Raw genomic sequence first — 24,880 nt, forward strand, 5'->3', positions numbered from 1 at the left:
AAAACCCATCAATGCTATTGTCATCCTTAAAAAACCCAAAAATAAAGAATAAAATCATTGCAAAAATGGCCACAATGCTGGATAATATATAGAGTAATCTGCTCATATCTTTCAATTTTAGTTCTAGTAATTAGATGGATAAAAAGGTTTAAAGTTTAATCCTAAAAAAAATAAACCTGATTGACAAAATTTCAGTATAAATCATTAATTTACAGTCAATTAGTCACAATAAAATAAATATTACCGACAAAATTTCCGATTCATAAAGCAAATCTGTTATGGCATTTGTTTTGATTTAATGGGAAATATGAATTTCAACAACTTTACGATAAAAGCCCAGGAAGCAATTCAGAAGGCTTCTGAAATAGCACAGGGCAATCAGCAACAAGCTATAGAAACAGCTCACCTGTTAAAAGGTTTGCTTTCTGTTGATGAAAATGTGGTTTCTTATGTATTAAAGAAACTGAATGTGAACTTAAACTCGGTTGAACAAAATTTAACCGAAGCCATTGCCAAACTTCCAAAAGTTACCGGTGGCGAGGTTTACCTGTCATCGAGTGCCAATAGCGCCTTACAAAAAGCACAAGCCTATTTAAAAGAGTTTAAAGATGAGTTTGTTGCTGTAGAACATATTTTACTAGGCATCTTAGCTGTTAACGACTCTACCTCGAAACTTCTAAAAGAACAGGGTGTTAACGAAAAAGACCTTAAAAAAGCAATTACAGCCCTTCGTGGCGACAATAGGGTAACCGATCAAAATGCCGAAGCAACTTACCAAGCTTTGGGTAAATATGCCCGAAACTTAAACGAATATGCCGAAAGTGGAAAATTAGATCCAGTTATTGGTCGCGATGAAGAGATTCGTAGGGTCATCCAGATTTTATCTCGCAGAACGAAAAACAACCCTATCTTAATTGGAGAGCCAGGTGTGGGTAAAACGGCCATTGCAGAAGGTATTGCTTTTAGGATCATTAAAGGAGATGTACCCGAAAACTTGAAAACCAAAACTGTTTTCTCTTTAGATATGGGTGCCTTAATTGCAGGTGCAAAGTATAAAGGCGAATTTGAAGAACGCTTAAAAGCAGTGGTAAAAGAGGTTACGCAGAGCGATGGCGATATCATTTTATTTATCGACGAGATCCACACCCTAGTGGGTGCTGGTGGTGGTGAAGGTGCCATGGATGCAGCCAATATTTTAAAACCTGCATTGGCCAGAGGCGAATTGCGTGCCATAGGTGCAACCACTTTAGACGAATACCAGAAATATTTAGAAAAAGACAAAGCCTTGGAGCGTCGTTTCCAAAAGGTAATGGTGAATGAGCCTGATACGCAGGATGCCATTTCTATTCTGCGTGGCTTAAAAGAACGTTATGAGACACACCACAAAGTGAGGATCAAAGACGAGGCCATTATTGCAGCTGTAGAAATGTCGCAACGTTACATTGCCGATCGTTTTTTACCAGATAAAGCCATCGATTTAATGGATGAAGCCGCATCTAAACTCCGTATGGAAATGGACAGTGTGCCAGAAAATGTAGATGCCTTAGACAGAGAAATTATGCGTTTAGAAATTGAACGCGAAGCGATTAAACGCGAAAAAGACGATAAAAAGATCAAAGAACTTTCTTTGGATATTGCCAACCTATCTGCCGAACGTGATGAATTGAAAGCCAAATGGCAAGGCGAAAAAGATTTGGTAGATGGGGTTAACAATCAGTTAGAGCAAATTGAGGCCTATAAATTAGAAGCCGAACAAGCCGAGCGTGCCGGAGATTATGGAAGAGTAGCAGAAATACGTTATGGCAAGATTAAAGAGGCACAAGATAAGGTCGAAAAATTAAAAATCGATCTCGAAAGTCAGCAAAGCGAAAGCAGAATGCTGAAGGAAGAAGTTACTTCTGATGATATTGCTGGGGTTGTTGCCCGTTGGACAGGTATTCCGGTAACTAAATTAATAGCCAGTGAACGTGAGAAGCTATTGCATTTAGAAGACGAGCTACACAAACGTGTAGCTGGGCAAGATGAAGCTATTGAGGCCATTTCTGATGCCATTCGCCGTTCTCGTGCAGGCTTGCAAGATAAACGCAAACCAATTGGTTCATTTATCTTCTTGGGCACTACAGGCGTGGGTAAAACCGAGCTGGCCAAAGCATTGGCAGAGTTTTTATTTAACGATGAAAACGCAATGACCAGAATTGACATGAGCGAATACCAAGAAAGACATGCCGTTTCTAGATTGATTGGAGCGCCTCCGGGTTATGTAGGCTATGATGAAGGCGGACAGTTAACCGAAGCCGTTAGACGTAAACCTTATTCTGTGGTATTGTTAGATGAGATTGAAAAAGCCCACCCAGATGTGTTCAATATCTTGTTACAAGTATTAGACGATGGTCGTTTAACAGACAATAAAGGACGTGTGGTTAATTTCAAAAATACCATTATCATCATGACCTCTAATATCGGATCGCATTTGATACAAGATAACTTTAAGGTGCTGGATGATGAAAATCGCGAAGAAGTAATTGCCAAAACCAAGAATGAGTTATTTGAACTGTTGAAACAGACCATCCGTCCGGAGTTTTTGAACAGGATTGATGAGCTGATCATGTTTACCCCTTTAAACAGAAGCGAAATTAGGGATATTGTAAGCCTACAATTTAAACAGGTACAACAGACCCTAGCAGAAATGGGCATTACTATAGAGGCCAGTCCTGAAGCTTTAGATTGGTTATCAGAGCTAGGTTACGACCCTCAGTTTGGGGCTAGACCATTGAAACGTGTCATCCAAAAAAGAATTTTGAATGAATTGTCTAAATCGATCTTAGCCGGAAAAGTAGACAAGGATAGTAAGATCAAATTAGATATGTTTGATCACCAGTTTGTGTTTTTAAATCAGGATAATTAATCCTTTAATATGAAAAAGACCCGTAGCTTAACTGTTGCGGGTCTTTTTTGTTGAGGTATCCTCCTTATTGTCATCCTGAGCCAATTGATAGCCTGTCATCCTAAGCCAATTTACTTGTCATCCTGAGCTTGTCGAAGGATCTCTATAGACAGAGTCCGCTAAAAAAGATTCTTCACTACGTTCGGAATGACAAAATAGTTCAGATGAACAAAGCTGTTCAGGAATGACAAATAATATCATTCTCGTTAGAATTAATCGACCCTCAAAAATTAAATAGTAACTTAGTTTATAGTTACCCATTTAGCAGCTCAACAAATGAACAAGTTTTTATTACAGCTCCTCCGATTGGTTTCGTTGTCAATCATGCTATTTAGCCAATCTTTACATGCACAAGAAATTGACGACAAACGCAAAATTATTGCACAATACGATAGTTTAACCAAGTTCTTGCCTAAAGAGAAGTTATACGTCCACTTTGATAAAGCTATTTACACTACCCAAGATACCATTTGGTTTAAAGCCTACCTCTTTGATGAAAGTTTAAAATCGGCAGCTCAATTGAGCGGATTGATTTATGTAGAAATGATCGACTACAAGGGTGATGTGGTTAAAAGTATGTCGTTACCAACCACTGCTGGCCTTACTTGGGGAGGCTTGCCCATCAACACCAATTACCAGCCAGGCAACTATACATTTCGTGCCTACACCAATTGGATGCAGAACTTTGGCGAAACCTACTTTTTTAAAAAAGAACTAAAAATTGTTGCCCTGCAGGCAGAACAGGTAATTTCGAAAGATAGATACAATGCTTTAATGGTTACTAAAAAGGTACCACAGTCGTACCTTAAAGGACGACAAAAATTCGATGTACAATTTTTACCAGAAGGAGGATCGTGGGTTGCTGGTTTAACTCAGAAAATGGCTTTTAAGGCCATTAAAGCAAATGGAAAAGGAGTAGAAATAGCTGGTGAAGTAGTAGATTCTAAAAAGAATGTAGTTGTTCAATTTAAATCGAACCAAAAAGGAATGGGTTATTTTAACCTTAATCCAAAGCTAAATGAAGAATATACTGTAGTATTTAAAAAGCCTACCGAAATTAAAGACCAAACGTTACCCAAAGCACAAGCCAACGGCATTACATTACAGGTTACCAACGATTTTTTATCTGATTCTTTAAGTATTACCATTAACAATACACTTCCTAATCAAACACACTATCTGCTTGGTCAATCTAGAGGTGGTTTATGTTTTGTAACCACCATTAAAGCCAATACTACCGTTAAAACCATCAAAGTTGGCAAAGATATTTTCCCAAGTGGGCTTAGTCAGATCATTCTATTAGATGCCAATAAACAGCCTGTTAACGAAAGAAGTTTTTTTATTAACCATAAGGATCAATTAAAGATCTCGATGGCAACACCTCAAACAACTTACAGCACAAGAGACAGTATTCCTATTCAATTAAAAGTAGCAGATGTGATAGGCAAGCCAGTTGTTGGCTCTTTTTCTATGGCCATTACCGATGATGAACAAGTAGCAAAAGATACATTAAACGATAGCAATATATTAACCTATCTGTTGTTGAGCTCAAACCTAAAAGGCGAAATAGAAAACCCTGGGCAATACTTTAATCAAGCTAATGAAGAAAACCATAAAGCTTTAGAAGCCCTAGTGCTAACCCAAGGATGGACGAGTTACTACAACCATCCTATTCAACCTACAACATTTAAGGCCGAAAAAGAATTTACCATTAGCGGCAAAATCACTAACATTTTAAACAAACCAATTGCAAAGGCAAATATCTCTTTGTTTGGGAGAAATAAAGAATTGATGTTCTTGCAGGCAGTTACAGATGATAAGGGCCAATTTGTGTTCAATAACCTACCTGCCATGGATAGTGCCTCTTTTGTAATACAAGCCCTAAATGCCAAAGACAAAAAAGGAACATTAGGAATTGAAGTGGATGAATTTAAACGACCTGTAATTAGCCTTATTCCTCAAATAAACACAGTCGACTCTGTTGAAGTGGTAGACACCACAGTTAACAACCTAATCAAAAACCAACAACAGGCTTATGTAATTACCAACGGAGGGCAAATGTTAAAGGAAATTAGTGTAGTGGGTAAAAAGGTAATCAGAAAATCTAAAAACCTAAATGGGCCCGGCAATGCCGATCTAACTTTAGGCGAAGCGGATTTGAATAAGGTGGCAAAAAAAACTTTATATCAGGTAATAGAAGAACAGGTTAGAGGTTTTAGGGCAGGCACCATGAAAAAGACACCAGAGCAGGCATTCTTTGTAAACAATAGTATTGTGAAGTTGGTTATTGATGGTACGGATGTGGATTTTTTCTATCACCCTGTTTTACTGTATTCAAATAATGAACATTTGATGTTTTTGAAAGGCTATTTAGACTACTACGATGCCGAAGACATAGCCGGAATTGAAGTAATGTACACCTCCAGAAATGTGGGACCTTATAGAGCGCAATTTGTAAACCCCATGTCTAATACAGACTATTGTTTTATAGAAATCACTACTAAAAGCGGCTCAGGGCCTTTTCTAAAAAAAGCTGCCAATATGTACTTATATAAACCAATGGATTACGGCGATCTCAAAGTTTTTTATAGTCCAAAGTATACCTCAGCCACCAAGTCTATTAAGGGTACCGATTTTAGGTCTACTTTATACTGGGCACCAAACCTCATTACCAATGAAAAAGGTGAAACACAAACTTCTTTCTTTTCTTCAGACAAAAAAGGAACTTATACCATTTGGCTAGAAGGAACTGATATGTTAGGCAACTTTGGTGTAAAGACCTTAAAACTCCAGATCAAATAGCGTTAAAAACAAAAAAGCCTTTCTAAAACTGAAAGGCTTTTTTTGTAAATATTGAAATATTACTTCATGCTTTTTTCTCTAATCGCTTTAAATTCTGATCCAGCTTTCCAACCAGGGAAGGTAGTTTCATTACTCAATCGATAACCCACATCAAACAAGAGGCGTAAATCTTCAACCATGCCAGAGAAATTCCATTTAGCTGGCTCAAAATTATCAGCAGGTGCGTGGTAACGATTTTTGGTATAGTCTTCTTTTTGCGCTACACCCCATGCTTTACCGTGTTCAATGTTGTCATCACCAGTTTCGGTATACAAGGCTGGAATGCCCACTTTTGCAAAATTAAAATGGTCTGACCTAAAGTAAAACCCTGCAGATGGGTTGGTATCTTTTACCACTACTCTACCTTGTTTTTTGGCCGCAGCGGTTAAATAATCTTCCAACTCTGATTGTCCGTAGCCTACTGCAATAATGTCTTTGGTTTTACCACTAGCCTGCATGGCATCGATGTTGATATTGGCCACTGTTTTGTTAACTGGTACTAAAGGATGTGCCCCATAATACTCAGAACCCAATAAGCCTTGCTCTTCGCCCGTTAAGGCAATAAACATAATGGAACGCTCAGGTTGTTTTTTGGCTTTTTTAAAGGCATCGGCCAAGGCCAATAAGGCAGCAGTTCCGGTTGCATTGTCTACAGCTCCATTATAGATAGAATCGCCATTAATGGCTTCGCCCTTACCTAAATGGTCCCAGTGACCAGAGTAGATGATATATTCATCAGCTCTTTTAGTACCCGGCAAAACTGCAACCACATTATTAGAAACAGATTTTTTAATGGTATTGTTAATGGTTAATGAGAGTTTAAGCCCTAAATCAACGGGTTTAAAACCTGGTTTCATAGCCTGTTTCATCAAATCTTCAGACTTACCAGCAAGCTTAAACATGGCTTTAGCCATATCTTGGGTCATCCATCCTTCCATTAAAGCTCTTGAGCTGTTGTTATCGGCAGCTGCCAAATAAAGTTTAGATTTAGACCAACCACTTCTTACTACTGCCCATGGATAGCTTGCCGCAGGTGTATCGTGAATAATAATTACCCCAGTTGCACCTTGACGGGCTGCTTCTTCAAACTTATAAGTCCAGCGACCATAATAAGTCATGGTTTTACCTTTAAATAAAGTAGAATCTGTAAAACCTGGGTCGTTTACCATTACAACAACCGTTTTACCTTTTACATTTAAACCTTCGTAATCGTTCCATTTATATTCTGGCGCTACAATGCCATAACCAGCAAAAACCATTTCAGAGTTTTCTACTTTAACTTGGTCTTTTACATGTCTTGTGGCGGCTACAAAATCATCTAAATATTTTAAAGATAAACTACCTGATGTTCCTTTAATGGCCATATTGGCTGCTGGCGTCGATTTAATATCTACCATGGGCACTTCTTGGAAATAGCTTTTGCCATTGCCTGGTTGTAGTCCCAATTTTTCAAATTCTGTTTTTAGGTAATTAATCGTTTTGGTTTCACCATTGGTAAAAGGCTTTCGACCTTCAAAATCATCAGATGCTAAAGCAGCAATATGTTTTGATAAAGTGGTATCATTTATTGCTTTTAGTGCGGTTGAATCGCTTGGCGAATCTGCTCCATTTTCTGTAGATTGACATGCTGCTAGGCTTAACGCACCTAGGGCCAATATTAATAAATGTTTTTTCATCTTTAAAAATAAGCTATTTAAGGGAAATTTCGTAATAATTAAAGGGTAATGGTTCGTGTAGGGTAAGTAAATAATGGTTCGTGTCGACACGAACCATTATTTCTTCTCATTTTTGATATTCGGCAAGAAACCCGTCATCAACCCAATTAAAGGTAAAAATGCACAGATATTAAATACATGGTTAATACTCGTTGCATCGGCCAGTTTACCCAACAAGGCAGAACCGATGCCACCCATACCAAAGGCAAAACCAAAAAACAGACCTGCAACCAGACCAACCTTACCGGGAATAAGTTCTTGGGCATAAACCAAAATAGCCGAAAATGCAGAAGCCAAAATCATCCCGATAGGAACAATTAAAAACCCTGTCCAAAATAGATTGGCATGTGGCAATAACAAGGCAAATGGAGCTGTACCTAAAATAGAACCCCATATTACATACTTACGCCCAACCCTATCGCCAATTGGTCCACCTACCAAGGTGCCCGCAGCAACAGAAAACAAAAATACGAATAGGTACACCTGCGATGTTTGTACAGAAACATGAAACTTTTCGATAAGATAAAAAGTAAAATAACTGCTCAAACTGGCCATGTAGAAGTACTTAGAGAAAATTAAAACCAATAAAATGGCAATGGCAAAAACGACCTGCTTTTTAGACAAATTGTTGCCTAGCCCTTGTGTTTTAACTTTAGCCCGTTCTTTTAGCCTAACCAAATAACCTTTATACCAATTGCCCACAAAGGTTAAGATTAAAATAGCTAACAAAGCGATCAACGAAAACCAGACTACACTAAATTGGCCATAGGGCACAATAATCCATGCGGCCAATAAAGGGCCTAGAGAACTACCTGCATTACCCCCCAACTGAAAAACAGACTGGGCCAAACCACGTTTACCACCAGAGGCGGCATGGGCCATTCTGGATGCTTCTGGATGGAAGATAGAAGAACCCGTACCAATTAAGGCAACGGCCAATAACATGGTGTAAAAATTGGTAGAAAGCGACAAGGTAATTAACCCTGTAAGCGTAAAACCCATGCCCATGGCGAGCGAATAAGGTTGCGGTTTTTTATCGGTATATAAACCCACAAAAGGCTGAAATAATGATGCTGCCATTTGAAATGTTAACGTAATTAACCCTATTTGAGAAAAGCTGAGGTGATAGCTGCTTTTAATTACCGGATAGATGGCTGGAATTAAAGACTGGATGGTATCGTTTAACAGATGCGAGAAGCTTAATGCAAAAAGAATAGGAAAAACGGTTTGTTCGGCTAACTTTTTAGGGGATGAAGTATCAATCATAACATTGCAGGTATTACAACTACAAAACTAAACCTTTAATACAAAGTTTATAGCCTTTCGGACAAAGTTTTGGTCTTTCTGTACACTTTGCATTTTATCTCACCCACACAGCTCATAATTTAGGTACAATCAAGTTAATAAAACATTTTACCAAATAGAATATCAGCCTACTTGCTTTTTGTACTCTTTATAGCAGTTTAGAAAACTGTAGGCTAATGAGCCACAAAGAAAAATAGCTTTAACTGTATGAGGTAACACGGCACAATTGATCTAAAAATTACTATACCTACCTATGAAAATTTTTACCCTTAAAAAAGTGGTGTTGCTATGCCTATTCATTGCAATATTGATGAAAACCAATGCACAAACTATTACTGGTTGTGTAATTTATAATAGTGATGGAACGCCTCGTTTATCTGCACCCATGTATACTTTAGGAGCTTCCGCTCTTGCTGCATGTAATAGCAGTATTGTGCAAATATATGTATCCAGCCCAGCAACGGCTCCTTTAAATACTTTTTGTTATCTGCCTAACCCAATGCCTAATGCACCTTCATCTGCTAGAAACTGTATGGTTGGAGGCAACTGTGGAATTATTAGGACAATAAACATTGTACCATGTCCTTTAGATGATTATGCCTGCTATATGATACTTCCCTTGGCTGTAGTAGGTACATTCTTTATTCGAAAAAGAGTAAGGGGCATGAGATTTCTTTAAAAGCGATTTCGTTGCCTGTTATTTCAAGCAAGTCCTCAAGCATTTATGCAGAACCATGAAAAATTCATTGCTATGCAACATTAGTGAAACAAAAAAGGCTCCCTTTTGGGAGCCTTTAATGCGTGATAACCTAGTTCCTAAATTTATCCTTCGACAAGCTCAGGATGACATATAAGCTCAGGCCAATCTTATCATTATTGTTTTCGTTCAACTTCTCTATCCATTTCAACAATATTTACCTGTGATGATCCCGAGAAATCTCCTAATAGGTAATTGTTAAAATAATCTGCCAAACGCCAGAACATGTATTCTGTCATATCGCCAAAACCATGGCGCTGACCTGGAACAATCATATAATCAAATCTTTTTCCAGCTTTAATCAAAGCATTGGCTACTCTAATTGAGTTGGCAGGATTTACGTTGTTATCAATATCGCCATGCATTAACAATAAGTGCCCTTTTAAGTTTTTAGCCAGATCAGGGTTTTTATCAATCGTATATTTAAAAGTAGTATCGCCTTTGGCCGAAACGATTTCTTTAACCCCGTGGTGTTTTTCACTCCACCAACGGTTGTAAATGCTATTGTCGTGGTTACCAGCTGCAGATACCGCAACTTTAAAGAATTCTGGATAAACCAATAAAGCAGCAGTAGACATGAAACCACCACCAGAGTGGCCAGTAATCCCTACTCTATTGGCATCAATAAATGAATATTTATCAGCTAATTGCTCAATGGCAGCTTTTTTATCAGCCAAACCATAATCACGTAGGTTACCGTAACCATAAGTATGGTACCATTTAGAACGAGCTGGGTGCCCACCTCTGTTACCAACCGTAATTACAATATATCCCAATTGTGCTAAACGGTCCATTCTATCCATGCTTCTTCCAAAAGCCTTGTTTACCGCTTCTGTTTGTGGCCCTGGATATACATACTCAATAATTGGATATTTTTTGTTCGGATCGAAGTTAAACGGCTTATACATTACCCCATAAATATCGGTAATACCATCGTCTGCTTTTACTTTAAATGGCTCTGGGAATTTGTAACCTGTAGCCATTAACAATGATAGATCTGCAGTTTCTAAATCCATTACCTTGTTACCAGCATTGTCTAACAATACGGCTTTAGGTACGGTATTTACTCTCGAAAAATTATCAATTACAAATTGAGACTCATCATTCATGTTAACCGCATGGTCAAAGTCTCCACTGTTCAATAATTTCATGCCTGTACCATCAAAATTGATACGGTAAAGGTGTAAATAGTAAGGATCTTCTTTTGCTTCTCTACCATTGGCCGTAAAATAAAGCACACGGTTTTTCTGATCGATATTTACAATCCCTTCGCAGTGGAATGCACCAGAAGTGATTTGATTTTTCAACTTTCCATTTCCGTCAAATAGATAAAAATGGCCCCAGCCATCACGTTCGCTCCAATGGATCATTTCTTTACCTCCATTGATCAATCCCGGACGTTGAACCTCAACATACGTATTGAAACGCTCATCAATTAATTGGGTTACTACACCAGTTTGGATATTGATGGTACAGATATCAATACGTTTTAAATCTCTACTGGTACGTGCAAAATAGAACTTCTCGTTATCGCCCAACCAGATTGATGGTCTAAACTCATTATCCCTATCCTTAACCAACGATTCTTTGCCCCAAGTAGAAATACTTTGGTCTTTAAATGCAGTAGTATTAATGGTTTTATAGGTTTTTGCAGCAAAGTTGAACAATACAAATTCGTCAATTGGCGATTCTTTTTCGCCCGGCATCTGATATTTATAAGTCTCTAAGGTTGGTCTGCCAGCACTTACACTGTTAATTACCCATAGGTCTTTTACTTTACGAGAATCTGTTCTATCTAACACAAAATATTTAGAATCTGGCGACCATAACACATAAGCACCTCTTCTTTTTTTATTGTTCTTGATATTGTCTTCATTGTTTTCACCATCGCCATCGCTACCGTACGAATAGAATTTCACACCATCTTTGGTTAACTGGTGTTCTACAATGGTACTGTCTTCATCATTTTTAACCGCTTTTAGGTAATTGGCTTTATCCATCCAATACAGGTTATAGTTACGAGAAAAAATCACTGCAGACGAATCTGGTGCAACAGAACCCCAAGATGGTTTGGCTTTAGGTTTGTCGTAGTTTTTTACTTCAGTTAATTTATTTGAAGCCAGTTCGTAGTTAAAGAAGAAAATCTTTTTCTGCATTGAATCTGCAGCTTTTTTGTCTTTTCTGTCTTTTTTAACTTCTTCAATTGTACTTCTAATTTCGAAATTGATGCTTTTCTCATCTTTCGCAAACTTTAGGTTTTCAATTGGCAAATGTTGCGCATCAAAAGGATCGCGAATAACCAATGTAATTTCTGCAGCTAATTTCTCAGGGTCAAAAAGTGTTTTTTTACTTTTTAGCACAGGATCTACAATGTACCATTGTTTACCACTTGGGGTTTCATACTGGTACCAAAATCTATTGGTTAATTTCAACCAATGTGGATCTACGGCAGTAGAGTAAATAATTTTTCTAAGCTTGCTTGGCGAAAAGCGGGCTGCAGCCTGGTAATTTGCCTTTTCGGGAGCTTGCGTTGTTTCGGTTAAGGAAATGGTTTTAGTTTGTGCCAAGGCATTAAAACCAATTAACGAAACAAAAAATAATAGCATGTAAAGTTTCTTCATTGATAATTTTTGAATGGTTAATAAAGCTGCTAATTTATTTAAAATGTGGTGTTAATAACCGATTTGATTGTAATAAAAAAGATAGGAAATTTTGTGCTTTAACTTTATGCTTTTAACAATCTAAAAACCTATTTTTTAATAATCATTATTGCTTTCCAAATCTCTAGAAATATCCATTTTCCTTTGGTAATGTTTTAGCTATTCAATTAGAAAACGAAAGCCAGTAACTATTGGCCAAACCCACCCTGCTTTTCGCTTTACTTCGCCTACGTTCCTTCGGCTCCGTGTTCGCTCCAATCAGGTTTAATTGACAATGGCACTGCTGCTAGGATGAAAATGTTCAAAAGGACCATTGTCTTATGTATACTAAACCCGATGGAAGCGGCACGCAGTAAAGCGTACAGCGGGGCTACCAGAACCGAAGAACGACAGGTATTGCTTTCCAGAAATAAAGAATCATAAAAACCTATATATTAATGGTAGTTGAGTTAATAAATTAGGAAATGGATGGGAGTAGTTCTTGGCTAAAGCAGTCCTGCTTTTCGCTTTACTTCGCCTACGGCTTCGTGTTCGCTCCAATCAGGTTTAATGAACAATGGGGTACTGCTTTTCTAATAAAAACGATATCATGCATTTCTCAAGATCTTGAATCTCAACACCTATTAAACTGCGCTAATTTTATCAACAAATTAAAAATTATCACATATATCTATGCTCTTTTTATAGTTTTGTACTAAATATCATATCATGAAGAAGAATTTTCTATCCCTTATAGCAGCTGGCTTAATTTTGGTAGCTGGTTGTCAATCTAAATCGCAGTCTACCACAGCTGCAACTACTACCGACAGTACTGGTAAAGTTGCCGAAAACACCGAAACACCTGCCCAAAAAGTAGATGTTAGCGGAATTAAAGTTGCCGATGCCAAAACTATTCTAGACCGTAAACAGGTGCCTATTTTATGTTACCACCAGGTACGCAACTGGAAATCTACAGATGGTAAAGTGGGCAAAGACTATATTGTAGAAATTCAGAATTTTAAAGACCAAATTAAAATGTTGGCCGATAGTGGTTACCATACCATTTTGCCAGACCAATTGTATGCTTATTTGAATACTGGTGCTAAACTACCATCAAAGCCTATTATGTTAACTTTTGATGATACTGACCTAGATCAGTTTACAGTAGTTAACCCAACCTTAAAAAAATACGGTTACAAGGCTGTATATTTTATCATGACGGTATCTATTGGTAAAAAAGGAAAATTTGTAGATTACATGTCTTCAGATCAGATTAAACAACTTTCTGATGAAGGAAATGTGATTGGTAGCCATACTTACGACCACAAAAACTTTAAGAAATATGCTGGCAAGGACTGGGAAGAGCAATTAGATAAACCAACCAAAAGATTAGAAGAGATTACTGGTAAAAAAATGACCGAATTTGCTTATCCTTTTGGTTTATGGAATGCTGAAGGTATCCCAGAACTGAAAAAACGTGGTTTCAGAATGGCCTACCAATTGTCTACCAAACGTGACGAAAAAGACCCTTTATTTACCATTAGAAGAATTATTGCGAGTGGGTATTGGAGTCCAAAAACATTAAGCAATAGCATTAAAAACAGTTTTTAATTTCTTCTTGCCTGTACCTTATGAAACTGAAATTGTCATTTGCACTGCTCATTTCTTTTGCATTATGTGCCTGTAGTTCTTCTGCAGTGAAAGAGCAGCCAAACAATAGCTCAACTGCAAAAAGTGCCCCAGCAGATACGGTAAACAAAACCAAACCTGCCGATGCCAAAACGATATTGGCCAGAAAGCAGGTTCCGGTACTCTGTTATCATCAGATTAGGGAGGCACTGGCTAGTGATTCAAAAAGGGCACATGATGATATCATCTCGCCAGCAAATTTCAAAGCGCACGTAAAGATGCTGGCAGATAGTGGGTACACTTCTATTTTACCCGATCAATTGTATGATTATTTGGTTTATGGTAAGACATTACCTAAAAAACCGATCATGTTTACTTTTGACGATACAGATCTTGACCAATTTACTGTTGCTGCCCCTACGCTAAAAGCACATGGTTTTAAGGCTGTGTATTTTATCATGACGGTTGCGATTGGTAAAAAAGGAAGAATTGCCTACATGAACAAAGCACAGATTAAACAGCTTTCGGATGAAGGTAATGTAATTGCCAGCCATACTTACGACCATAAAAACTTTGCACAATTTACGGCTGAGGATTGGACCACACAAATTGATAAGCCAACCAAATTGCTAGAAGAAATAACTGGTAAAAAGGTCGAATACTTTGCTTACCCATATGGCGTTTCTAAGGCATCAGAACTACACAAACTAAAGGAGCATGGTTTTAAGGCTGCATTTATCCTCTCAACTAAAAGAGATGAGAATTATCCATTATACACCATTCGCCGCATTATAGATCCGGGCACTTATACAGCCAAAAACCTGATGCACAGTATTAAGAAAAGTTTTAGCAGCAATTGAGAAGTGAGTATCAAATATTAAGTACTAAGACATTCCGTTTTTCATTTTCAACTTTAGTCTTTCAGCTTAAGCCACTTCTTTGATCTGGTATTTTTTACCATTAAAATCAAACTGGTTTCCTTTTTGTTTACCCAACAACAGTTTACCAATTGGCGAAACTGCAGAAATGGCAAACACAGTATCTTTACCCAAGTGCAATTGGCCTGCGCTAATGCTTAAATAGAAGGTACCTTGATCGGTATACACTAAACTTCCATTTCTGGCCGATTCAGAAAAAGGGGCATCTTTTAAAGAGGTCAATACTTTTTGGTTCTCTTCGGCATCTATCAATAGGCGTTTATTTCTATCAATATCCTGCTGCATCATTTCCCTGCTAGTTTCGTACTTATCGCCTGCGCTGCTCTTGGTATCGTCGTTACTCGCCTCACGGGCTTGTTGCAAAGCAGTTTCAGCAGTTTTGATCCGCTCCTCAATAAAATTTAAACAAAGTTGATATAAAGATGATTTTATTTCTTGCATAGATGTCTGGTTAATCAACTAAATATATTAAAATTTAAATAGCAATACTAAACATCTCAGGGTTAATTTTTCAATTATTTAACTTTTAATTAACAACCCAAAGCTATTTTGCTACATGAAGTATCAACCTAGTTTAGTGTGGCAAACTAGTACTCCAACCACTTCACTTTATCGGCAATAGGCGTTCTATTGGCTGGTCTAGGTTCGTCGTTGTGGTAGCCCATATAAAACAGTCCAAAACATTTTTCATTTTCGGCAAGGCCCAAAAAATCATCTAAATGATCAATTAAAGGCGGAGAACTCCAGTAGGCACCTACATTAAGGGCTTCGGCTGTTAGTGCCATATTTTGTACCGCACAAGCTACCGCAGCAATTTCTTCCCAATTGGGTACTTTATCAGGATGGAACTGAATGTTAACAGCCAAAATACAATCTGCCTGAGCTGTTTTCTGAGTAAAACTGTCAAACTTCTTCTGCATAAATTTTTCGGCAGAAACATGTTCTGTATACAACTGGCCCAACGTTTGACCCAACCTTGTTTTAGCTTCTTTTCTGATCACTACAAAACGCCAAGGTTGTGTTAATTTATGTGTTGGTGCATAATTGGCACTGGTTAAGATCTGCTCAATTACCGCTGTAGGAATTTCTTTTTGGATATAGCTAGCAGGAAAAATGCTCCTTCTCTCTTGTATAATTTTTGTTAGTATCTCAATAGGTGTACTCATGCTGTAAAAATAGCTAAAAGTTAAAAGACCCAAGCCTTTGGCAGAAACCAAAATACCATTAAATACATTATTTTACTTTTTAATGGCTAGGTATTGTTAAAATGTTGGTTCATTAGTTCATTGGTCATTAGTTTGGATTTACGCTGTATAAACTGTTAACCGAAAATTGTTAACTAAAAACTGTCAACTACTAACTGAAAGCCGCCAACTGTTTTCTGATCTTTTTTACTTTAGAATAGAAACCTATGCTTTCTTTATCTACCAGAAAATCCATGGTTTGTAGCAGTTCGTCCTTAATCCAATTGTGTTTGGCATTGAGATTGGCTAATATATTTAAACCGTGTGATTTAATAGCGACTGGTATCTTTTCGTCAATTAACCAGCCAAATACCGTCTCTACAAGCTCGGCAGTTTCGTATTCTGAAATCACATTTTTAATCGCTATTGGTGCTTTTTTATCGGTCATTAAGGCCAATATTTTGCTGTAATGCCTACAACACGAAAGGTTATTTTGCGCTGTAAACCGATCTAGAAAATAGGTAGCATAAGGTAAAAACCGATGAAGGTGCTGAATGTAAATATTCTCTAAAATCCAACCAGCTCTAAAAGCAATCTTTTCATCGGTATTAAAAGTCAGGTCGATTAATTCTTTAATAGAGAAATCTTGCGTTGCAGCAATATTGGTTAACTGTGTAACCTTTGTTTTGGTTAAAGTAGTTTGAATGGCCGCAAGTAGCATTTCCTTTTCCATTGGCTAAAAATAATCAATTTCATTTAGGTGATAAAATATTAAAACTAAGCTTTCAGAGAACTTAACCACATAGAAACGTAGGACACATAGTGTATAAAGCCCATCTATGTGATCTATCTGCCTATGTGGTCAATTATTTTAACGACATAACTACCTGGCTTAACCACATTGTAGCAACACCGTTGTTCAATAAACCTGATTGCAGCGAGCATGAAGCCGTAGGCGATTAAAGCGGAAAGCAGGATGGGTTAGGCCAAGAACTACTGACATTCGTTTATTGATCTAAGATTAAAATTATTAAGCCCAAAATAGATTTTTGACTGAAAGAAACTGTCTTTGTTTTTCAAAAACCTTTTTCCTTCTTCCTTTTAACCCTCAACCTTTTTAACTACCTTTGCACTTTATTTTTCAGCAATATGATTTCAGTTTCTAATCTATCCCTGCGTTACGGCAAACGTACTCTTTTTGAAGAGGTTAACCTTAAATTTACACATGGCAATTGTTATGGTGTAATTGGTGCCAATGGTGCAGGTAAATCTACTTTCCTTAAAATTTTATCGGGCGATGTTTCGCAGACCAGCGGTTCTGTGGCATTTACACCGGGCGAACGCATGGCAGTTTTAAAACAGAACCACTATGAATTTGACGAATTTTCGGTAATTGAAACTGTAATGATGGGTCACAAGGAATTGTACGACATTATGAAAGAAAAAGATGCCATTTATATGAAAGAGGATTTCTCTGAAAAAGATGGCGAACGTGCGGGCGAGTTGGAAAACCTTTTTGCAGAAATGGATGGCTGGAACATGGAAAGCAATGCAGCTACCATGTTGAGCAACTTAGGCATTAAAGAAGACCTACACTATAAATTACTAAAAGAAATAGACGGTAACCAAAAAGTACGAGTGTTATTGGCACAAGCTTTATTTGGTAATCCTGATATCTTATTACTGGATGAGCCTACCAACGATTTGGACATTGATACCATTGCTTGGTTAGAGAACTTTTTGGCCGATTACCAGAACATTGTATTGGTAGTAAGTCACGATAGGCACTTTTTAGATGCGGTATGTACACACATTGTGGATATCGATTTCAGTAAAATGAACATCTATACTGGTAACTATACCTTCTGGTACGAATCTAGTCAGTTGGCATTGAAACAACGTAGCGACCAGAACAAAAAACTAGAAGAGAAAGTAAAAGAGCTTCAAGAATTTATCAGAAGGTTTAGTGCAAATGCATCAAAATCTAAACAAGCAACTTCACGTAAAAAAGCCTTAGATAAAATCGATATCTCTGAAATTAAGGCTTCGAGCCGTAAGTATCCCGCCATTATGTTCAACAACTTAGGACGTGAGGCAGGTGACCAGATTTTACAGGTAGAAAAACTCTCTAAAACTGCCAATGGCGAAGTAATGTTCAAAGACATTAGCTTCATGGTAAACAAAGGAGATAAAATTGCCGTACTCTCGCAAAACAGTTTAGCTACTTCTGCTTTTTACGATGTTTTAAGTGGTAACGATACAGATTACACAGGCGAATTTAAGTTTGGTGTAACCATTAGCATTGCAGACTTACCTAACGATAACTCTAAATACTTTGCTGGCAAAGATGAAAACCTAGTAGATTGGTTACGTGAGTATTCTGGTACTGATGCCGATGAGCAATTTGTAAGAAGCTTTTTAGGTAGGATGCTTTTCTCTGGAGAAGAAGTACTTAAAAATGTGAAAGTACTTTCTGGAGGTGAAAAAATGCGTTGCATGTTCTCTAGAATGATGTTGCAACAAGCTAATATGTTGTTATTTGATGAGCCAACCAATCACTTGGACTTGGAATCGATTACTGCATTAAACAACGGGTTGAAAGATTTTAAAGGCGCAATTCTATTTACTTCACGAGATCATGCTTTAACTGAAACGGTAGCCAACAGGGTAATAGAAATTACACCTAAAGGGGTTATTGATAAGTTGATGACCTATGATGAATACATCAACAGTGAAGATGTAGCCAAGCTTCGAGCAGAAATGTATAAATAAAAAAAGAAACCCTTTTAGCAAAAACTAAAAGGGTTTTTTATTGAACTTCTTCCTCTTTATTCTTTAAGATTTTATAATCGTATTCTTCAACTTTGTATTCTTTTACAGGCCAATTGAACCATTTTGGAAGATATCTGCGTCCAATCAACCATTGCTTTGCATCTACAGCTTTATTGAATTTTCGTTTTTTTGTAATGTAGTAGAAATCTCTATATACTTTAAGGAGTATCAACAAAATTAATAGGCAGAAGAATATGGTAAGTAAAAATGTCATTTTATGAAGAAAGGTATTAAGCTAATTTAATAAAAAAATATGGACAACACCGCTATTTTACTTTCCTTCTTCCCCTACTCATTATATTCAATATCGCAACCAGCTAATGCCAACTTTTACATATTATTGTAGGTACAAAACCTATAAAAAAAACCTTATGAAAACCATCTTAACTTTATGCATATCCATTTTATGTGGTTTAAGTGCTAATGCCCAAAAAAGTGATTCTACCCAAACCCATTATCGGTTAATTCGTGGTGGTTTTGTAGAACATTCTACAGAACTCAAATCAAAAAAAGGTATAAAGAATGGCGAAGCACGCATAGAGAACGGAAAGAAGATTGTAGCCAAAGGTTTATATAAAGATGGAGAGCGTATAGACAGATGGCAATTCTTTAAGGAGGGCGATACTTTAGAGCAGATCTACAATTACAGTATCAAAAGAATGGAATATAATCAGCCTCACGAGAAGATCAGGTTTGAAATTGATAGTTTAAAAGAAGGCGACAGGGTAGTTTATCCTGCCAAAATTGGCGGCACCAATTATGCATTGATGTACCTATTAAAGAAATATTCCATGCCATACGAGTTACAAAACAAAGTGGGAGAATATTTGCTATCCTTTATCTTCAATATCGATAGCAATGGCAAGCTTGTTAAATACCAAATTAGGGTTGGCAATAACAACTTCAATAAACTGCAGGAAGTTGACCTGAAAAAATTAAACCCAGAAGATCTTGAGTTTACAGCAGCAAGATTAAATGGGCGCAATGTGGGGAGCACCCTAATCTTTGAAACAAAACTTACTATAGATAGGTAATAACGCCAAACAGCACCGTAGCAATCCTGATGAAAAACTGCTACAAGTGCTGTGGTACTTAACTTAACTAAATAATGAAGATCAAATATAATTAAACATTTTATCAAATGCAACATAATTGCATTTAAAATATTTTATAAGCCTTATATTTTTTGAAATGGGTTAGCCAATTGCAAGCCTTGATGATACATTTGTAGCTCTGTTGCTGTTAAAAGACAGCTTTCCAATTCTTCTAGCAAACTTTCTATTTCTAGGTCTTGCCCAATAAAAACCAGCTCGTTCAGTCGGTCGCCAAAAATTTCGTCCCACCGCGAACTGATTTCGGCCCTGTTTTCAACAAAATCGGCATATTTTAAACGTGCCGTTAAATCCATACTTGCCCACCATACCCCAGCGCTTTCCATCTTTAACGACCCTCCTACCTGCGAAAAATTAAGGGCATGATCTGGCAATGCGGCAATCCAGCACAAGCCTTTGCTCCGTAAAATATTGTTCGGGAAATCTACATGGAGAAAATCCCAAAAACGTTGTGGATGAAATGGTTTGGAAGACCTAAAAACAAAACTTGAAATCCCATATTGATCAGTTTCTGGCACATGTGCATTTTCTAGTTCTTTGATCCAACCTGCACCCTGGGCAGAAGTTTCAAAATCAAATAATTTGGTATTTAAAATTTCAGCCAGTTCTACTTCACTATTCACCGTCTCTATTACTTTTGCCGATGGATTAAGTTTACCAATTAAAGCTTTGATTAACTCTACTACATTTCTATCTACCAGATCTACTTTATTAATTAGGATAACATTGGCAAATTCGATCTGATCTGTTAACAGGTTCACAATGGTTCTCCTGTCTGTTTCATCTTCCGTCCAATTCCGGTCTGTTAAAAGTTCAATGGTACTAAAGTCCATAATAAAATTAGCACAGTCTACTACTGTAACCAGAGTATCTAATCTACTAAATTGACTTAAATCTATTCCTAACTCTTCATCTGCATAAGAAAAAGTCTGTGCTATAGGCAATGGCTCGCTTATCCCCGTACTTTCTATCAACAGGTAATCAAATTGCCCTTTTGTAGCTAGTTTTTCTACTTCTACCAGTAGGTCTCCTCTTAAGGTACAACAAATGCAACCATTGCTCATTTCTACCAACTGCTCTTCGGTACGAGATAGCGTGTTGCCCTGATGAATGGTTTGGGCATCAATGTTAATTTCGCTCATGTCGTTTACAATCACCGCTACTTTTAACCCTTTTTTATTGTGCAGCACATGGTTGAGTAGGGTCGTTTTTCCACTTCCTAAAAAACCACTAAGCACGGTTACAGGTAATAATTTATCTTTCATAATGCAATTATGTTGCAATAATATGTCAATTAAATTTCAAATGCAACTAAATTGCATTTATATTTGCGACATGAAAAATTTATCACATTCTCAAATAGATCGATTGGGCATTACTGCGGCCTTTGCTTGTGCCGTTCATTGTGCTGCATTGCCATTAATCATTACTTCACTGCCCTTGTTGGGCCTTGAGTTTTTAGCAAATATTTGGGTAGAAATTACCATGATCTGCATTTCTATCTTTTTGGGCTGTTACTCTTTAAGTAGATCTTATCCTAAACACAAAAACCTGCTGCCTATAATTTTGCTTTTAAGTGGTTTCGCAATTATTGCGATAGGCCATTTTTGGTTAGGGCACCTAGAAAGTTTTTTAATTCCGATTGGAGGAGTGGTATTGGCATTGGCCCATATTGCAAATTGGAGTCTGATGAAATCTTGCAACCACAATCATGCTGCCAAATAAGAAAATACAATGGAGTAGCAAATCCTTTACACTAAATTTAATGCAATTCAATTGCATATCCTAAATTTGTAACACCTAATTATGAGAAAGAAATTAGTAATGCTAAGTGCCTTGATTTGTATCTGCACTTTAAATAATGGCTGCAAACATGCCAAGCCCAATGCCAAGGAAATTTACATGAAGTACCTGAAAAGTCACATCAAAAAATAAAAAATGATTTCAATTCAATCTGTAGCACATAGTTATCAAAACGCCACACAACAGCTCAGTTTTAAAGACTGGCAAATTAACGATGGCGAGCAATGGTTACTCCTAGGCGAATCTGGAAGTGGAAAAACAACCCTATTGCATATTTTAACTGGCATTTTAAAACCTAAACAAGGCGAAGTGAAGATCAGCGACACATCGATCTATCAGTTATCTTCAAAAAAACTAGACCAATTTAGGAGCAGAAATATTGGTATCATTTTTCAAAGACCACATCTGATCAAAAGCTTAACCATAGCCGAAAACCTGTTGTTGGCACAAAGTTTTGCGCAGCTTCCAGAAAACCATGAGCGGATTGATGAGGTATTGAAATCTCTGGATATCATCCATAAAAAGAATGCTTATCCAAAAGAATTAAGCCAGGGACAATTGCAACGTGTTTCTATTGCCAGAGCTGTAATCAATAAACCAGCCTTATTAATTGCTGATGAGCCTACTTCAAGCTTAGATGATAAAAATGCTGCAGCAGTTTTGCAATTATTGATGCAACAATCGGGTTTAAACCAAGCTACATTGGTTGTGGCTACCCACGATAAAAGAGTTAAAGATGCATTTACCCATACTTACGATTTAGCATGAGTCCATTAAAAATTAGCTGGAAGAGTTTAATCTCCAAACCTTTATCATCTGGTTTAAACATCATGTTGATTGCATTCGGAACCGGCATCCTTACTATTTTATTGTTGGCATCTACACAAATAGAAGATAAGCTCAACAACAATTCGAAAGATATTGACCTGGTAGTTGGGGCAAAAGGGAGCCCTTTACAATTGATATTGAGCAGTATCTATTATATCGATTTCCCTACCGGAAATATTCCTTTAAAAGAAGCGAACGAGCTATCTCATAATCCTTTTGTAAAAAGAGCAACTCCCCTAGCCTTGGGCGATAATTACAATGGCGTTCGTATTGTTGGGACAGATAGCAATTACATCAGCCTTTATGGCTTAAAAGTGCAAAGTGGTAAGTTTTGGTCGGCAGATCTAGAGGCCACCATTGGTACTACAGTTGCCAAAGAACAAAAATTAAAAGTAGGCGATACCTTTTTTGGCGCACATGGTTTAACCAATAATTCTGATGTGCACAAAGCACATGCTTATAAAGTTGTAGGTATTTTAGCCCCGCAAGGCAACGTTACCGACAATCTCATTTTAACCAATGTGGCTAGTGTTTGGAAAATGCATGAACCTGAAGATGAACACAAACCGGGCGAAGCACACGAAGAACACCATGAGAGTACCGAAATCAGCAACAGAGAGATTACTTCTTTACTAATTCAATACCGTTCGCCCATGTCTGTTGCCATGTTCCCTAGAATGGTAAACCAAATGACCAGTTTACAATCGGCCTCTCCAGCAATGGAAAGTACAAGGTTGTTTTCTTTAATTGGTGTAGGAGTTGATACGCTGCAGTGGTTTGCTGTGCTGATTATGCTCATTGCAGCTATCAGTGTGTTTGTAAACCTGTACAACTCTTTAAAAGAGCGCAATTACGATTTGGCCATTATGAGAACCCTCGGCGCATCAAGAACCAAATTGTTTATGATCGTTATCTTAGAGGGCTTGGTATTAACCATAGTTGGTACGCTTATTGGTGTTGGTTTAGGGCATTTGGCTTTACAGTTGATTGGACATTATCAAGAAAGCAGTCAGGCTAAATTAACTGGGCTTATTTTTATTCCAGCAGAAACTTACCTCTTGCTTGCTGGTTTAGGTATTGGTATATTTGCTTCTATTATTCCAGCATTACAAGCTTATCGTTCTAATATTTCGAAAATACTTGCTAAAAACTAATATAATGATGAAATTAAGGATGAATATACACCTCATCCCTAACCTTTACACCGAGCTTTAACCAGCTCTTGAATACAGATCAAACACTAAACAACCGGAAAAAATTCAAATTTAACACTGATGAAAAAATTAAGCTTTATCCTTTTAATTCTTGCAGGTTTTGGTTTCTCGGCCAAAGCGCAACATGATCCTAACGATCAAATCATTTCAGAAAACTGGGATGTAATTGGTAGTGTAGACTTTAAGACTGTTAAAGACACTGAAATGTATGCTATTTTTAGCAATGAGATTAAAAAACATGCCAATAAGCCATTTGAATTAGAAGGTTATATCGTTCCAATTAAAGATGGCATGAAACAAACCAAGTTTATGCTTTCTACCCTACCTATTAATCAATGTTTTTTTTGTGGTAAAAATGGCGTTCCAATTATGGTTTTGGTAGAATTGGTAGAACCTATCAAATTCACTTATCAGACTGTAAAAATCAAAGGAACATTAAAATTAAGCACTGCTAATGCGATGGACAATCCACCGATTAGTTTAACTGCTGGAAAGGCCCTATAAATGATATTAACCGCAGATCCAATTGAAATTTTAAAACAGCATCAACTCAAAAACACCAAGCAAAGGGTTCGTGTTTTGGAGGAAATAGCAGCAGATTCTGCTGCAATTTCTCAACCTGAACTCGAAAAAAAGCTAGGCAAAGAGATTGACAGGGTAACTTTGTACCGTATTTTAAATACTTACGAAGATAATGGGATCCTTCACCGGATCATCGACCTTAACGGAACGGCAAATTATGCCATTTGTTCTTCTGCTTGTACGGCCCACCACCACCATGATGAGCATGTGCATTTTAACTGTACCAATTGTAGCAAAATCTATTGCTTAAGTATAAAAGTACCACCAATTGATATTCCAAAAGGATTTGAAACGCAATCATTAAACCTCATTGCCTACGGAATTTGCGAAAAGTGTAGCAAAAACAAAGACTAAAGAGAAGAAATAGTATCAAGATTTGAGTATCAAGTATCAAGATGGTAAAAGGAATACAGATGTGAGATTTCAGAGCCGAGATATGAGACCTTAGATTATGAGCAACAAAGCTTAAAGCGCAAAGATAGAAGACTAAAAACTAACCTTATACTGTCTTTTATCTTAGTACTTGATACTTTGTACTCCATAAAATAAAATCCCGA

At 37.2% G+C, this 24,880-nt stretch carries 21 protein-coding genes; 13 read left to right on the forward strand and 8 right to left on the reverse strand.

All coding sequences use genetic code 11. From position 1 onward, the window contains the following. Window positions 1-307 precede the first annotated feature (307 nt). Both clpB and AQF98_RS05690 read left to right on the forward strand, forming a co-directional pair. Complete coding sequence (gene clpB / locus AQF98_RS05685) at window positions 308-2,905, forward strand: ATP-dependent chaperone ClpB (protein WP_055131086.1); 2,598 nt, start codon at window positions 308-310, stop codon at window positions 2,903-2,905. A gap of 315 nt (window positions 2,906-3,220) precedes the next feature. Continuing rightward, window positions 3,221-5,746 carry a carboxypeptidase-like regulatory domain-containing protein gene (locus AQF98_RS05690; protein WP_152969643.1) on the forward strand — a complete coding sequence of 842 codons (2,526 nt, stop codon included), beginning with the start codon at window positions 3,221-3,223 and terminating at the stop codon, window positions 5,744-5,746. Between the two features lie 59 nt (window positions 5,747-5,805). On the opposite strand, the gene AQF98_RS05695 is transcribed toward AQF98_RS05690, so the two are convergent. After that, window positions 5,806-7,461: a M28 family metallopeptidase gene (locus AQF98_RS05695; RefSeq protein ID WP_055130953.1), complete on the reverse strand. Its 1,656-nt coding sequence runs from the start codon at window positions 7,459-7,461 to the stop codon at window positions 5,806-5,808. Between the two features lie 96 nt (window positions 7,462-7,557). Further along, entirely contained in the window at window positions 7,558-8,766 is a 1,209-nt protein-coding gene (locus AQF98_RS05700) for an MFS transporter (RefSeq protein ID WP_055130954.1), read from the reverse strand. Window positions 8,767-9,058: 292 nt separating this feature from the next. Here AQF98_RS05700 and AQF98_RS05705 point away from each other — a divergent pair, with 292 nt between their 5' ends. After that, a complete protein-coding gene (locus AQF98_RS05705) occupies window positions 9,059-9,484 on the forward strand; it encodes a hypothetical protein (protein ID WP_055130955.1) in 426 nt (141 codons plus the stop codon). Between the two features lie 194 nt (window positions 9,485-9,678). Here the strand turns inward: AQF98_RS05705 and AQF98_RS05710 are convergent, their stop codons facing one another. Beyond that, the gene (locus tag AQF98_RS05710) at window positions 9,679-12,183 is read right to left on the reverse strand and encodes a DPP IV N-terminal domain-containing protein (protein ID WP_055130956.1); all 2,505 of its coding nucleotides are present in this window, start codon (window positions 12,181-12,183) and stop codon (window positions 9,679-9,681) included. Between the two features lie 747 nt (window positions 12,184-12,930). Between AQF98_RS05710 and AQF98_RS05715 the strand changes: the two genes are divergently transcribed. Next, complete coding sequence (locus AQF98_RS05715; RefSeq protein ID WP_055130957.1) at window positions 12,931-13,812, forward strand: polysaccharide deacetylase family protein; 882 nt, start codon at window positions 12,931-12,933, stop codon at window positions 13,810-13,812. 20 nt (window positions 13,813-13,832) lie between these two features. Next, window positions 13,833-14,690 carry a polysaccharide deacetylase family protein gene (locus AQF98_RS05720; protein ID WP_055130958.1) on the forward strand — a complete coding sequence of 286 codons (858 nt, stop codon included), beginning with the start codon at window positions 13,833-13,835 and terminating at the stop codon, window positions 14,688-14,690. A gap of 66 nt (window positions 14,691-14,756) precedes the next feature. Here the strand turns inward: AQF98_RS05720 and AQF98_RS05725 are convergent, their stop codons facing one another. From AQF98_RS05725 to AQF98_RS05735, 3 genes are all read right to left on the reverse strand, one after another. Beyond that, window positions 14,757-15,209 (reverse strand): hypothetical protein, encoded by a 453-nt coding sequence (locus tag AQF98_RS05725; RefSeq protein WP_055130959.1) that lies wholly within the window; start codon window positions 15,207-15,209, stop codon window positions 14,757-14,759. A gap of 146 nt (window positions 15,210-15,355) precedes the next feature. Next, complete coding sequence (locus AQF98_RS05730; protein WP_055131087.1) at window positions 15,356-15,934, reverse strand: nitroreductase; 579 nt, start codon at window positions 15,932-15,934, stop codon at window positions 15,356-15,358. A gap of 190 nt (window positions 15,935-16,124) precedes the next feature. Continuing rightward, window positions 16,125-16,685: a hypothetical protein gene (locus tag AQF98_RS05735; protein ID WP_055130960.1), complete on the reverse strand. Its 561-nt coding sequence runs from the start codon at window positions 16,683-16,685 to the stop codon at window positions 16,125-16,127. A gap of 416 nt (window positions 16,686-17,101) precedes the next feature. Here AQF98_RS05735 and AQF98_RS05740 point away from each other — a divergent pair, with 416 nt between their 5' ends. Further along, complete coding sequence (locus AQF98_RS05740) at window positions 17,102-18,724, forward strand: ABC-F family ATP-binding cassette domain-containing protein (RefSeq protein ID WP_055130961.1); 1,623 nt, start codon at window positions 17,102-17,104, stop codon at window positions 18,722-18,724. A 37-nt stretch (window positions 18,725-18,761) separates the two neighbouring features. On the opposite strand, the gene AQF98_RS05745 is transcribed toward AQF98_RS05740, so the two are convergent. Beyond that, window positions 18,762-18,998 carry a hypothetical protein gene (locus AQF98_RS05745; RefSeq protein WP_055130962.1) on the reverse strand — a complete coding sequence of 79 codons (237 nt, stop codon included), beginning with the start codon at window positions 18,996-18,998 and terminating at the stop codon, window positions 18,762-18,764. A gap of 157 nt (window positions 18,999-19,155) precedes the next feature. On the opposite strand from AQF98_RS05745, the gene AQF98_RS05750 reads away from it, so the two are divergent. Beyond that, window positions 19,156-19,818 (forward strand): hypothetical protein, encoded by a 663-nt coding sequence (locus tag AQF98_RS05750; protein WP_152969644.1) that lies wholly within the window; start codon window positions 19,156-19,158, stop codon window positions 19,816-19,818. Window positions 19,819-19,961: 143 nt separating this feature from the next. Here the strand turns inward: AQF98_RS05750 and AQF98_RS05755 are convergent, their stop codons facing one another. After that, the gene (locus tag AQF98_RS05755; protein WP_055130964.1) at window positions 19,962-21,161 is read right to left on the reverse strand and encodes a GTP-binding protein; all 1,200 of its coding nucleotides are present in this window, start codon (window positions 21,159-21,161) and stop codon (window positions 19,962-19,964) included. Between the two features lie 70 nt (window positions 21,162-21,231). Between AQF98_RS05755 and AQF98_RS05760 the strand changes: the two genes are divergently transcribed. The 6 genes from AQF98_RS05760 to AQF98_RS05780 all read left to right on the forward strand — a co-directional run bounded on the left by AQF98_RS05760 (window position 21,232) and on the right by AQF98_RS05780 (window position 24,677). Next, on the forward strand, window positions 21,232-21,621 hold the full coding sequence (locus AQF98_RS05760) for a MerC domain-containing protein (protein ID WP_055130965.1): 390 nt from the start codon (window positions 21,232-21,234) through the stop codon (window positions 21,619-21,621). A gap of 81 nt (window positions 21,622-21,702) precedes the next feature. Next, window positions 21,703-21,831, forward strand: a complete 129-nt coding sequence (locus AQF98_RS22325) for a hypothetical protein (protein WP_255352918.1) — start codon at window positions 21,703-21,705, stop codon at window positions 21,829-21,831. A 3-nt stretch (window positions 21,832-21,834) separates the two neighbouring features. Further along, complete coding sequence (locus tag AQF98_RS05765; protein WP_055130966.1) at window positions 21,835-22,467, forward strand: ABC transporter ATP-binding protein; 633 nt, start codon at window positions 21,835-21,837, stop codon at window positions 22,465-22,467. Further along, the gene (locus AQF98_RS05770; RefSeq protein WP_055130967.1) at window positions 22,464-23,681 is read left to right on the forward strand and encodes an FtsX-like permease family protein; all 1,218 of its coding nucleotides are present in this window, start codon (window positions 22,464-22,466) and stop codon (window positions 23,679-23,681) included. Before AQF98_RS05765 ends, AQF98_RS05770 begins: the two co-directional genes overlap by 4 nt. Before the next feature lie 120 nt (window positions 23,682-23,801). After that, entirely contained in the window at window positions 23,802-24,245 is a 444-nt protein-coding gene (locus tag AQF98_RS05775; protein WP_055130968.1) for a hypothetical protein, read from the forward strand. Further along, window positions 24,246-24,677: a Fur family transcriptional regulator gene (locus tag AQF98_RS05780; protein WP_055130969.1), complete on the forward strand. Its 432-nt coding sequence runs from the start codon at window positions 24,246-24,248 to the stop codon at window positions 24,675-24,677. Window positions 24,678-24,880: the final 203 nt, after the last annotated feature.

It is taken from the genome of Pedobacter sp. Hv1, from assembly GCF_001412215.1.
Classification (GTDB): domain Bacteria; phylum Bacteroidota; class Bacteroidia; order Sphingobacteriales; family Sphingobacteriaceae; genus Pedobacter.